Source organism: Bacillus sp. JJ1566 (assembly GCF_036962685.1).
GTDB lineage: Bacteria > Bacillota > Bacilli > Bacillales > Bacillaceae_L > Ferdinandcohnia.
Genome location: NZ_JBALOP010000056.1, coordinates 38,928 through 51,024, shown reverse-complemented (window position 1 = coordinate 51,024; position 12,097 = coordinate 38,928). Strand labels below are relative to the sequence as shown.

The window sequence follows — 12,097 nt, the reverse complement described above, 5'->3', positions numbered from 1 at the left end:
AAAGCTACCCTAGGTAGCTTTTTCTTAAAATTTATCCGATTTAAAACCGAAATTAATCACTCCAGCTTTTGTTAAAGAATCGTATAGGATTACGAGTAGCGGTCCGAGCAGTAATCCGACAATCCCAATTATTTTAAATCCTAAATACATGCTAATAAGCGCTGCTAAAGCACTGATTCCGAAGCTTTGCGAATAAACCTTTGGTTCGATAATTTTCCGAATCACCGTGATTAGTACAAACAGAATCAATAATCCTACCCCAAGTTTGGTGTTTCCGTTAATTAATACAAAAACGGCCCACGGGACAATGAAGGATCCAGTACCTAGTATCGGTAATAAATCGACAAGAACAATGAGTAATGAAAGAATTAAAAGGTATTTAACATCCAAAATCCATAGTCCAATATAAGTAATGATAAATGTTACACCACTAAGAACGATTTGTGCTTTTAAAAAGCCAACAAATATCTTTTTCAATTGGGTTGTGACAATTTTCATTTTTTCAATTGTACTTTCCTGCAACATATCCTTAAGTCTGTTTTTAATGCCTGGAAGATCGTTCATGAAAAGAAATGCTGCAACTAAGTACACAATTAGCTCTAATAATAGTTGTGGAAGACTTGAAACAAAACCAAAAGTCCCCTCTGTAATATTCCTAGCCACAACAATCAATAAATCTTGGAAGGAATACAGGGTATTCATAATTGAATCCATGACTTCCTTTGGTAAATCCTCAAAATAGGTTTCAAATTTTTGAAAGGTCGCCATGATTTGATCTGTATCAATACTTGAAACATAAAACGGAATATTTTTTACGATTGTAATCAATTGATTAATAATGACATTGACTAATAAATAGCCCAAAAACAATACAAATACCATAAAAACGACAAACGTTATAGTAACAGAATAGATTCGTTTAATTCGGTATTGTGTGCTTAATAAATGAACAATTGGCTCCAATAAAAGAGCGGTTAAAAATGCTAAAATTAATGAAATTGACATTGGTAATAAATACAATGAAACAATTAACGCAATAACAAGCAATATGTTTCTTTTATTAATATATTTTTTAACCATTTTCGCAATATTACCTACTCTCTACTAAATCAAATGCGCCCTGGCGAAATTGCGACCGATTTTTAAGCCCACAGGAAGTTGGTCATAAAGACGTTGCCACAGGATGTGGCATTTTTAATCTTTAATCTTACTGATCGAAAAATCCCCTCAGAAAAATCGTAGCATCCGCCGGAGGCTTAAACTTTATTCAGCCGGGGTTCAAACCCCAACCGAATAAAGTTAATCCGACATCCTTATAAAATTATTGTACAGTAAAGCAGACATATTTAAAATATAAATATTTTTCGAAATTAAGACATTTAGTTTGACAATTTTTCATCATCAAAAAACAGCTACCATTCAGTAGCTGTTTTTTGTATTGTTATTTTGTTTCATCATTCGTTTCTTCTTGAGTGACAATCCATGTATCGATAACTTCTCCCGCTTCATCCGAATCGACAGCAAACGAGCCATTGCTATAGCGATCATTTGGACGTAACAATTTAGTATCAACGGATTCAATTTTTCCATTATGTGTCTTGAGGAAAATTTCATCTAAATTTGTAACAAAATGTGCTCCTACAATGCGATGTGGGTGATTCTTTAATTCACGAAGCATAACTAATCCACGTTTTGCACGGGTTGCCTTTTCAAATTCTGTAATTTTCATTTTCTTCACAGCACCACGTTGGGTAATGATAGATAATTCAGCAGGAGTAGATGGTGGAATAACGGATCCAGCGACAACATAGTCATTGTCTTTTAGATTAATTCCTTTAACCCCTGCTGCTCTTTGACCAACAACGTTTACTTCTTCTTCTCCGAACCAAAGTCCATATCCTAGGTGGGAAACTAGGAAAACATCCATATTTCCATTTGTGATGTGAACATTTACGACTTCATCATCATTTTTTAGGTTTATTGCAACAAGTGGCTTTGAATATCGTTGTGCTTTATACAACGACAACTCTGATTTTTTCACCATTCCGTTCTTCGTGATGAAAAGAAGATATTCAGGAAGCTCAAAATTTGTAACTGGGAAGGCCTCAATAATAAACTCATCACGTTCTATACTAATAATATTGGCAACATGTTGGCCAAGGTCCTTCCACCTTATATCAGGAAGCTCGTGTACTGGGATGTATAAGTAATTCCCTTTGTTTGTAAAAAGTAATAATGTGTCCGTTGTATTGATTTCGAATTGGCGTAACAATCGATCCGTATCCTTCATGCCAAAGTCAAGGCCGTTTGATGCCGCATAGGACCTAGGACTTGTTCGTTTTACATAGCCGTCCTGGGTCACAGTTACGATTACATCCTCGGATGGAATCATAACCTCAAGATTAATTTTAATCTCTTCGATCTCATCTTCAATTTTTGAACGACGATTATCCCCATACGTCTTTTTCACACGTTTTAGGTCTGTTTTTATCACTTGTAAAAGCTTTCGTTCATTTTGAAGAATTTCCACTAGTTCACTAATTTTTTTATTTAATTCATCAAATTCCTGCTGCAATGCTGTGATGTCTGTATTTGTTAAACGATATAATTGCAAGGAAACAATCGCTTCAGATTGAGGTTCTGTAAATCCAAATTTATTGATCAAGTTATTTTTTGCGTCTTTTTTATCTTTTGACGCACGGATTGTCGCGATCACTTCATCTAAGATTGATAAAGCCTTAATAAGACCTTCAACCACATGCTGACGTTCACGCGCTTTTTCCAATTCATAATTTGATCGATTGGTAATAACCTCTTTTTGATGATTAATATACGCATCCAAAATCCTCGGTAAACTCATCAATACTGGTCTTCTGTCTAAAATCGCAACCATATTAAAGTTATAGGTTATTTGAAGATCAGTATTTTTATAGAGGAAATTTAAAACTCCCTGTGCATCTGCGTCTTTTTTTAGTTCAATGACGATTCTTAAGCCTGTTCGGTCTGTTTCATCACGGACTTCACTTATCCCTTCGACTTTTCGGTCTAAACGAATCTCGTCAATCTTTTTAACCATATTTGCTTTATTCACTTCATATGGAATTTCAGTAACAACAATTTGTTGTTTTCCACCACGTAGATCCTCGATGTCCGCTTTTCCACGTACTATTATTTTTCCTTTTCCTGTTTCATAGGCTTTTTTAATCCCTTCAATCCCCTGGATAATACCGCCTGTTGGAAAATCAGGACCTTTAATTGTCTGCATAAGGTCATCGACTGTTGAATTTGGATGATCGATTCGCATAATAACGCCATCTATGACCTCACCTAGATTATGAGGTGGTATATCCGTTGCATATCCTGCTGAGATCCCCGTTGAACCATTAACCAGCAAATTCGGAAAACTAGCTGGTAATACAACTGGTTCTTTACTGGTATCATCAAAGTTTGGAATGAATTCAACTGTATTTTTCTCGATATCACGTAAAAGCTCGGAAGCAAGACTTGAAAGACGTGCTTCCGTATAACGCATCGCTGCCGCTGGGTCACCGTCATTACTACCGTTATTTCCGTGCATTTCAACCAAGACATTTCGAACCTTCCAGTCCTGACTCAAACGAACCATTGCATCATATACAGACGTATCACCATGAGGATGGTAGTTACCAATTACATTACCGACTGTTTTAGCCGATTTACGGAAACCTTTTTCAGACGTATTACCTTCAACATGCATCGCGTATAAAATACGTCTTTGAACTGGTTTTAGCCCGTCCCTTGCATCTGGTAATGCACGATCTTGAATTATATATTTACTATATCTACCGAAACGATCTCCGATTACCTCCTCAAGAGGTAAATCACGAAATTTTTCTGCTTGTACCATCTATCTGTTACTCTCCTTCTACGACCGATAAATTTTCATTGTCCAAAATATTCGAATCATCATCAAGACCAAAGGCGACATTTGATTCAATCCACTTACGACGTGGTTCTACCTTATCGCCCATAAGTGTTGTTACTCTGCGCTCGGCTCTTGCTCCATCATCAATTCGGACTCGAATTAGCGTTCTCGTTTCAGGGTTCATGGTTGTATCCCATAGTTGATCAGCATTCATTTCTCCTAAACCTTTATAGCGCTGAATCATATACCCTTTTCCTATTTTACTAATTGCACCCTTTAATTCCTCATCACTCCATGCATATTCAAGTACTTCCTTCTTGCCTGCTCCCTTACTTACCTTATAAAGAGGTGGAAGGGCAATATAGACCTTACCCGCTTCAATTAATGGTTTCATATAGCGGTAAAAGAATGTTAGAAGTAAGACTTGGATATGCGCCCCATCGGTGTCAGCATCTGTCATAATAACGATTTTGTCATAATTGATATCTTCAACTGTAAAATCTGCACCGACCCCGCCGCCGATTGTATGGATGATTGTATTGATTTCTTCATTTTTAAAAATATCAGCAAGCTTTGCTTTCTCAGTATTGATGACCTTACCTCTTAGTGGAAGAACGGCTTGGAAACGGCGGTCTCGTCCTTGTTTAGCTGAACCTCCAGCGGAATCACCCTCAACTAAGTACAGTTCGTTTTTTTCAGGGTTTCGAGATTGAGCTGGTGTTAGCTTACCACTTAATAACGTTTCTGACCTCTTTCTCTTTTTCCCACTTCTTGCTTCTTCTCTTGCTTTTCTCGCTGCTTCTCTTGCTTGAGAAGCTTTAATTGCTTTTTTAACAAGAAGTGTACTTACATCTGGATTCTCCTCAAGGAAATATGCAAGGTTCTCTGAAACAACTGAATCGACGGCTGAACGTGCTTCACTTGTTCCTAGCTTACCTTTTGTTTGACCTTCAAATTGCAGTAATTCTTCAGGAATACGAACAGACACAATCGCAGTTAAACCTTCACGAATATCAGAACCATCAAGGTTTTTATCCTTTTCTTTTAATTGGCCCGTTTTCCTTGCATACTCATTGAAGGCACGAGTTAAAGCAGTCTTTGAACCAACTTCATGGGTTCCGCCATCTTTTGTTCTCACATTGTTTACAAAGGATAAGATATTTTCTGAATAGCCATCATTAAATTGAAAAGCAAAATCGACTTCGATTCGATTCTGGACACCTTCAAATGAAACAACAGGATGTAACTCATCTTTTTCTTCATTCAGGTATTCGATAAAGGCTTCAAGGCCGTTTTCATAATGATATACTTCCCGGAAATCGTTTCGCTCATCTATGATTTCTATCTTTAACCCTTTTAATAAAAAAGCGGATTCTCTTAATCGTTCACTTATTGTTTCAAAATTAAAGGTGGTTATACTAAAAATCGCTGGATCTGGCTTGAAATGAATAGTTGTTCCTGTTTGATTTGTTTTTCCTTTATTTTCAAGTGTCGTAGCCGGTATTCCACCGTTCTCAAAGCGCTGTTCATAGACAAATCCATTACGCTTAATTGTAACGATGAGCCACTCAGATAAGGCATTAACAACTGAAGCCCCAACCCCATGGAGACCGCCACTAGCTTTATACCCACCTTGTCCAAATTTTCCACCTGCGTGTAGCACTGTGAAAATAACCTCTGGTGTTGGCTTACCCATTTTATGCATCCCGGTTGGCATTCCACGTCCTTTATCCTGGACACTTATACTATTGTCTTTATGGATTTTAACAATGATGTGATTTCCATAACCCGATAAGGCTTCATCCACTGAGTTATCTACAATCTCATAAACAAGGTGGTGTAGACCTTTACTATCGGTGCTTCCAATATACATACCAGGTCTTTTTCTAACGGCTTCAAGGCCTTCTAATACCTGAATTGCATCATCATTGTAATCAAATTGTTGCTTTATCAAAAAACATACCCCTTTCATATACAAAACACTTGGGAGATTCCCCAAGTACATAGCTAACAAATAGCCTCTCTCTATATAAGTAGTTTCACTCTTTTAAGTATATCTTACTTTACAGAACAAATGTTTTGTTTTTTAATGCCCTATCCTTTATTTTATATCTTTATTCAAATTTCGCAAACCGTTTCTCACGAAAAGGCGAAAATCCTTGTGTAAAAACAAGGATTTTTTCTCGTGACCTATTATTTTGTCAGCGCATGCTCAACCTTAATACAGCGATCCATGACAACAGTATACCCACGATCCTTCAAGAAGCTATAGGCTTCTTCACTAACGCAACCAAGCTGTGACCAAAACACATCTGCATCAATTTCATCAAATTCCTTCGCAACATCCATTAAATACTCAGAACGCCGAAAAACATTGACAATATCAATATGCCCTTCAATATCCTTAAGTGACTTTACAGCTTTAACACCTAATGTTTCGTCAATAGTTGGATTTACAGGAATGATGTCGTATCCAGCATCCTGCATGGCTTTACTTATCATATTGGAGGTTCTTTCAGGGTTATCAGATAATCCTACAACTGCAATCCTTTTACTTTTCTTTAAAATTTTACCGAGTTCATCACGAGTTGGAATTTCTAATACCATATTTAAATCCCCTTTTAAAATTTTTACGATTTGATATCTCTCATAGTATTTCGGTCCCAAGCATAGATATTCCTGCATTTATTTTGATTTTAAATACAATTGATTGTTAACTATAAGGTGTTCAACTATTTTTTGTCGAAATTAATAAAAAAAATCATTGTAAGGAAAAATTTCTAGTATAATGAGAATACTTGTACAAGCATGGTATCATCGCAAAAGAATGGTACAATGTTGCAGGTAGCATTTATTTTATTATTTTTTAAAGGAGCTATGTATATGGTGTTAAATATTGTTATTATTCTCCTTGCCTATCTTCTTGGTTCGATCCCCTCAGGGTTAATCGTTGGAAAGGTTGGCTACGGTATTGATATACGGGAGCACGGCAGCGGAAATTTAGGTGGTACAAATACATTCCGTACACTTGGAAAAAAAGCAGGTTTAATTGTAACAACCGCCGATATATTAAAAGGAACATTGGCAACCTTGCTTCCCTTACTATTATTGGGTGATTCATTTCCAGATTATTTCCCTTTATTAGTTGGGATAGTTGCAGTTGTTGGCCATATGTATCCCATTTTCGCAGGCTTTAAAGGTGGAAAAGCAGTTGCAACCTCTGGTGGAATTCTGTTAGGGTATAATCCAATCTTGTTTCTAACGACTTTATTATTCTTTTTCATTTTCTTAAAAGTGACGAAAATGGTTTCTCTGTCTTCTATGCTGGTGGCCATTTATTGCATTACTTTCAGTATTGTTTATAGTATTTTTATTAAAACTGATTATCCTTTAATCATCGTTGTTTCATTACTAGCGGTATTCGTATTTTATCGCCACCGGGCAAACATCGCTCGTATTAAAAATAAAACAGAACCAAAGATTAAGTGGTTATAAAATAGACGTGTGGCCCTTTTAGAGTCACACGTCTTACTGTTCTAGATAAATCGATCAAAAAATTCTAATATTTTTCGGTTTACCTTGATTTCGTTTTCCTTCTTTGAAAATCCATGGCCCTCATCCTCAAGCACAAGATATTCGATGTCCCTGCCTTTTTCCTGCAATGCTTGTACAATTTTATCAGATTCTGCTTTTACAACACGAGGGTCATTAGCACCTTGGATTACGAGCATCGGCTTCACCATGCCATCTAAATGGGTAATTGGTGAAAACTCTATTAACTTATCACGGTCCTTCACAGGATCACCGACCCATTGATTCATGACAGGCTTCCAATGCTCGGGAACTGAATCTATAAAGGAGAATAGATCACTTGGTCCAAAGATATCAATTACAGCTTTAAAGTATTCAGGGTGCATACCATGAAGTAAAAGAGCCATATATCCACCGTAGCTGCCACCTAATAGTAGGATTTTGTCACGATTAGCATACCCATTATTAATTAACCATTCCAGTCCTTCTATATTATCTAGGCGAGGTCCATGTCCCCAGTCGCCCTCTACCATTTTGGTAAATTCCAAACCGTAACCAGTCGAACCACGGAAATTCGGAGCAAAAATACTATAACCCCGATTAACTAAAAATTGAAACATTGCTCTAAAGAATTTTCTTTCTGCAGCCTGTGGACCACCATGTGGCCATAAAATCACATGACCATTCGATACATCCTCATTTGCCTTAAAAAAGAGCGCTTCAATTTCCAGCCCATCAAATGAAGGATAAGTGACAACATCCGGATGAACAAGCTCCTCTTCATTTACACCAGGAACTCCGTAATTGGTACACCGTACCCATGTATTTTCAGTATCCGATCGCTTATAGATGTTAAATGGTCTTGTAGCCGAACGTCCAAGAACATAAAGGTTATCATCTTCAGTCACAATTAATTTTTCAATGACAGAGGTTGGTGTCTCAAGCTTCTTTAATTCACCAGACTCAATATCAAAGACATATAAAAAATCCTCAACACCCTTTTCACTTACAATATATATTTTTTGAGATTTCTCATTATATTTTATTGACTTAAAATCTTCATTTTCAAGTGAAACAACCTTTGAAAATTGATTCGTATTTACATCATATTTTGCAAGATAGGAAAAATCATCATCATAATCTGTTACTAAGTAAATCGTAGTTTCAGATACAAATAAGACATCCGAAACAGTATGCTGTTGATCAGTTTCAGGTGTCAAGCGATATTCTTTTCCGTTTTTATGTAAATAGGCCAAAGAATAGGTATTTGCAAAATGCTTTCCATAAATTTGACTACTTTCATCAGGACTAAGCGTCGCTAAATAGGTTGCTGCATCTTTTCCTTCATTAATAATCGTCTCTTCTTCCGTTTCTAAGTTAAAACAATATGCATTCAAACACATTGCATTATCCTTTGTTGAAGTATAATATAATTTTTTTCCATCCTTTGATAGGATGGCATTCATATGACGATGCCCCTCTTGTATTCTTACTGGCTTTAACTCCCCACCCTGTGGTTGGATTGCATATAATTGAGTATTTTCATCGCCATCCTTATCAAAGCCCACAATCAAAAATTGACCATTCTTATCATAGGTAAGCTCTTGACAGCTTTGATCATTAAAAGTAAGTGGATAAGGGAATTGGTTTGGTAAGTCCATTGCCCATAGATTATATTTTCCGCTCAAATTCGTACTAAATACGAGCTGTTTTTCATCTGGGCTTATCGTAAAGTTTTGAATACCAAAGGTTTTAAAAAACTGTTCGACATCTGGTTTTTGAAATTTCATTCATTAACACCTTCTTCATCTTAATTTGATTCCATCATTAAATAAATTCGCCAGTTTTTAAAATTATCCTTCCTAGTTATTTCGACTTATGAAACATCCTAAGATTTTTGACAATATTCGATAAACTTCTAACATTTTTTCATAGTTTTGTATTATAGTAGAATTATCATAATGTATGGGGTGTAGTGTCATATGAGAAGAAGTAGAAGGAAACGAAAACCAATTAACATCACAAAATATCTCATCAGTTTACTTGTTTTATTACTTATACCAATAGGTGTTTATTACACACTAAATAGTGTGAAGGCTAATTCAGTAACTAAAAATTACGTTGCTCAAAATCATGATTTTAAGAAGACTGAGCAAGAGTTTAAGCCATTTACATCTTCAATGACACTTGCAGCAATCGGGGATATATTAATTCATTCCATCGTATATAATGATGCCAACACTGGCAGTGGCTATGATTTCAAACCAATGATTGCAAATGTGAAGGATTTACTTGAAAATGCCGACATCACAATCGCCAACCAGGAAACAATCGTTGGTGGAACTGAAATCGGATTATCTACTTATCCGAGCTTTAATAGCCCTTATGAGGTTGCAGATGCATTTAAGGATGCAGGTGTTGATATCGTTTCAATTGCTAACAACCATACGCTTGACAGGGGCGAAAAGGCAATTATAAGCGCAACTAACTATTTGAATAAAATTGAAATGGAATATACAGGAGGCTATCAGAGTCTTGAGGATAAAAGTAAAATTCGTGTGCTAAATCGAAATGGAATCAGCATTGCATTCCTTTCTTACACCTATGGGACAAATGGCATACCTGTACCAAATGGAAAAGACTATCTCGTTAACTTAATTGATATGGAATTGATCAAAAAAGACATCAAAGCAGCAAAGGAAGTAGCTGATGTCGTTTCGGTTAGCATGCACTGGGGAAATGAGTATCAATTATTCCCAAACGATTACCAAAAACAATTGGCCCAACAGCTTGCAGATGAGGGTGTCGACCTCATTATCGGTCACCATCCCCACGTATTACAGCCGATGGATTGGTTAACAGGTAAAAATGGAAATCAAACATTTGTTGTATACTCACTTGGCAATTTCTTATCTGGTCAGATGTGGGATTATAAGGATATTGGCGGTATTTTACAAGTGGAAATTGTAAAAGAAGTAAAATCAAAGGATGAAACCATCATCCGAGTTCAAAATCCACAATTCACACCAACCTTTGTATCAAACAGTCAATATAAAAGCTTTAAAGTCGTACCACTCCAAGACGCTAAAAACTTTGGGTTTAGCAATGCATCTAGTAAATATGAAGAAATGACCCATCATATGAATCAATGGCTGGATACAGCACAATAAACCAAATTAAACAAGGCACATCCATTGGATATGCCTTGTTTTTATTCAGCTTTCTTTTTGGCATTTTCGTAAGCAGCATGCCAGTCTGGATAATGTTTTCTTATCGAAATTGGACGGAATGAATCTTTTTTCACACAAACATGTGATGAGGTTGCATTCACGGAAACCTCTCCATCTGGGCTTTCAATTTCATAACCATATATGACTCTGAGACCGTCATAATGTTCAATCCAAGTCTTAACTAATGCTATTTCTCCATATCTTAATGGTTTTTTATAGGAAACCTGTAAATCAATAACTGGAGAAATAATACCATCGCTCTCCATTCCCGCATAGCTAAAACCTAAATCTTTTATAAGCTGCGTTCTTCCTAATTCCATCCACACTAAATAATTTGCGTGATAGACGACACCCATCTGATCTGTTTCTGCGTATCGTACTTCAACTTCCTTCTTTGAAATGAGCAATTAAGACCTCTCCCTAATTTTAAATTCTAATGATTCTTATAAATATAGTATCATAATTGGAAAAGCCTTGAAAATTGAAATGAATGTAAGAAATCACAAAAATAGAGTATGCCATATCACTAGGCATACTCCTTCATGTTATTGATAACCATTTTCGCGAGCTGTTGCTTCGTCTTGAATTTCTTCCTTCATTGCTGCAATTGATTCTTGGCGACGCTCATTTTTTGCTTGAATTCTTTGTTGATCTTGTTCATTAGAGAACTGCATTGCCTCTTTTGATTCCTCGATGTTCTCCATTGTGTTTTGAACCATGTCTTGGAGTTTTTCTACATTATCGCTACGATCGTCTGGTTTTGGTCTGTTTTGGGTCACGCTAATTCCTCCTATGTAATGTAGTACAACTCTATTTTGCTTCATATATGAAAATTTTATTTCTGAAAAGAAAGCAGATTGACATGTAAAAAAAGGATATTTTTTAGTGCAAAATAAAAGGACGTTGTTAAAACGCCCTTTTAGTCATTGTGTATTCAATTATTCACCTTTTGTTTGCATAACCTGAGCATGCTTCCCTGATTTATCCTGCATCTTTTTCCCTTTATTTCCGCCAAATCCACGCGGCTGTGTACCAATTTGGTTAGGTTTAAATTTTTCATGGTCTTTTTGTGGCATTATTTTTTCCTCCTCCTCCTTTTCATTATCACCCGTATTAGGGATTCTCATGTAAAAAGAAGAATGGAGATAGTATCCATATCTAAGATTCGATGGAAAATCTACTCAGCTTTTTCTAATCTTTTTTGCTCAAGTCTTGCCTCGATACGATCCATTGCTTCTTGGTCCTTCAACAATTGTTGCTTGTTTTCGTTAACCAAATCTGCAAATGATACCTTTCTAACTTTTCTCAATTTTCTCACCTTCCTCTATTTACTATTGTAATAGTAATAATCCCCAATAAACGAATAAATTATTACAAATTTTCGAAAATTTATTTAAAAATTAAATAAAGATTATTTTTTGTTAAAAAAAAG

Annotated in this window: 11 protein-coding genes; 2 read left to right on the top strand and 9 right to left on the bottom strand. The window is 36.0% G+C overall.

Going from position 1 to position 12,097, the window contains the following annotated elements; all coding sequences use genetic code 11:
- Nucleotides 1-24: 24 nt before the first annotated feature.
- From ytvI to V7112_RS20235, 4 genes are all read right to left on the bottom strand, one after another.
- Nucleotides 25-1,080 (bottom strand): sporulation integral membrane protein YtvI, encoded by a 1,056-nt coding sequence (gene ytvI / locus V7112_RS20250; protein ID WP_335423218.1) that lies wholly within the window; start codon nt 1,078-1,080, stop codon nt 25-27.
- Between the two features lie 361 nt (nt 1,081-1,441).
- The gene (parC, locus tag V7112_RS20245) at nt 1,442-3,886 is read right to left on the bottom strand and encodes a DNA topoisomerase IV subunit A (RefSeq protein WP_335423217.1); all 2,445 of its coding nucleotides are present in this window, start codon (nt 3,884-3,886) and stop codon (nt 1,442-1,444) included.
- A gap of 7 nt (nt 3,887-3,893) precedes the next feature.
- Complete coding sequence (parE, locus tag V7112_RS20240; protein WP_335423216.1) at nt 3,894-5,876, bottom strand: DNA topoisomerase IV subunit B; 1,983 nt, start codon at nt 5,874-5,876, stop codon at nt 3,894-3,896.
- 221 nt (nt 5,877-6,097) lie between these two features.
- Nucleotides 6,098-6,511, bottom strand: a complete 414-nt coding sequence (locus V7112_RS20235) for a CoA-binding protein (RefSeq protein WP_335423215.1) — start codon at nt 6,509-6,511, stop codon at nt 6,098-6,100.
- A 279-nt stretch (nt 6,512-6,790) separates the two neighbouring features.
- Between V7112_RS20235 and plsY the strand changes: the two genes are divergently transcribed.
- Complete coding sequence (plsY, locus tag V7112_RS20230) at nt 6,791-7,399, top strand: glycerol-3-phosphate 1-O-acyltransferase PlsY (RefSeq protein WP_335423222.1); 609 nt, start codon at nt 6,791-6,793, stop codon at nt 7,397-7,399.
- 41 nt (nt 7,400-7,440) lie between these two features.
- Here plsY and V7112_RS20225 read toward each other — a convergent pair whose 3' ends face one another.
- Nucleotides 7,441-9,225 carry a S9 family peptidase gene (locus tag V7112_RS20225; protein WP_335423214.1) on the bottom strand — a complete coding sequence of 595 codons (1,785 nt, stop codon included), beginning with the start codon at nt 9,223-9,225 and terminating at the stop codon, nt 7,441-7,443.
- A 192-nt stretch (nt 9,226-9,417) separates the two neighbouring features.
- On the opposite strand from V7112_RS20225, the gene V7112_RS20220 reads away from it, so the two are divergent.
- Nucleotides 9,418-10,605 carry a CapA family protein gene (locus V7112_RS20220; RefSeq protein ID WP_335423213.1) on the top strand — a complete coding sequence of 396 codons (1,188 nt, stop codon included), beginning with the start codon at nt 9,418-9,420 and terminating at the stop codon, nt 10,603-10,605.
- 41 nt (nt 10,606-10,646) lie between these two features.
- Here V7112_RS20220 and V7112_RS20215 read toward each other — a convergent pair whose 3' ends face one another.
- From V7112_RS20215 to V7112_RS20200, 4 genes are all read right to left on the bottom strand, one after another.
- Nucleotides 10,647-11,072, bottom strand: coding sequence for an acyl-CoA thioesterase (locus V7112_RS20215; RefSeq protein ID WP_335423212.1), 426 nt, complete (start codon nt 11,070-11,072; stop codon nt 10,647-10,649).
- A gap of 138 nt (nt 11,073-11,210) precedes the next feature.
- On the bottom strand, nt 11,211-11,444 hold the full coding sequence (gene tlp, locus V7112_RS20210) for a small acid-soluble spore protein Tlp (protein ID WP_335423211.1): 234 nt from the start codon (nt 11,442-11,444) through the stop codon (nt 11,211-11,213).
- A gap of 159 nt (nt 11,445-11,603) precedes the next feature.
- A complete protein-coding gene (locus V7112_RS20205; RefSeq protein WP_335369401.1) occupies nt 11,604-11,741 on the bottom strand; it encodes an acid-soluble spore protein N in 138 nt (45 codons plus the stop codon).
- Nucleotides 11,742-11,842: 101 nt separating this feature from the next.
- Nucleotides 11,843-11,983 (bottom strand): FbpB family small basic protein, encoded by a 141-nt coding sequence (locus tag V7112_RS20200; RefSeq protein ID WP_438823930.1) that lies wholly within the window; start codon nt 11,981-11,983, stop codon nt 11,843-11,845.
- Nucleotides 11,984-12,097: the final 114 nt, after the last annotated feature.

Bases quoted from the DNA above. Each gene is read 5' to 3' on its own strand.
- ytvI (WP_335423218.1), bottom strand. From the start codon at position 1,080: ATGGTTAAAAAATATATTAATAAAAGAAACATATTGCTTGTTATTGCG.
- parC (WP_335423217.1), bottom strand. From the start codon at position 3,886: ATGGTACAAGCAGAAAAATTTCGTGATTTACCTCTTGAGGAGGTAATC.
- parE (WP_335423216.1), bottom strand. From the start codon at position 5,876: ATGAAAGGGGTATGTTTTTTGATAAAGCAACAATTTGATTACAATGAT.
- V7112_RS20235 (WP_335423215.1), bottom strand. From the start codon at position 6,511: ATGGTATTAGAAATTCCAACTCGTGATGAACTCGGTAAAATTTTAAAG.
- V7112_RS20225 (WP_335423214.1), bottom strand. From the start codon at position 9,225: ATGAAATTTCAAAAACCAGATGTCGAACAGTTTTTTAAAACCTTTGGT.
- V7112_RS20220 (WP_335423213.1), top strand. From the start codon at position 9,418: ATGAGAAGAAGTAGAAGGAAACGAAAACCAATTAACATCACAAAATAT.
- V7112_RS20205 (WP_335369401.1), bottom strand. From the start codon at position 11,741: ATGCCACAAAAAGACCATGAAAAATTTAAACCTAACCAAATTGGTACA.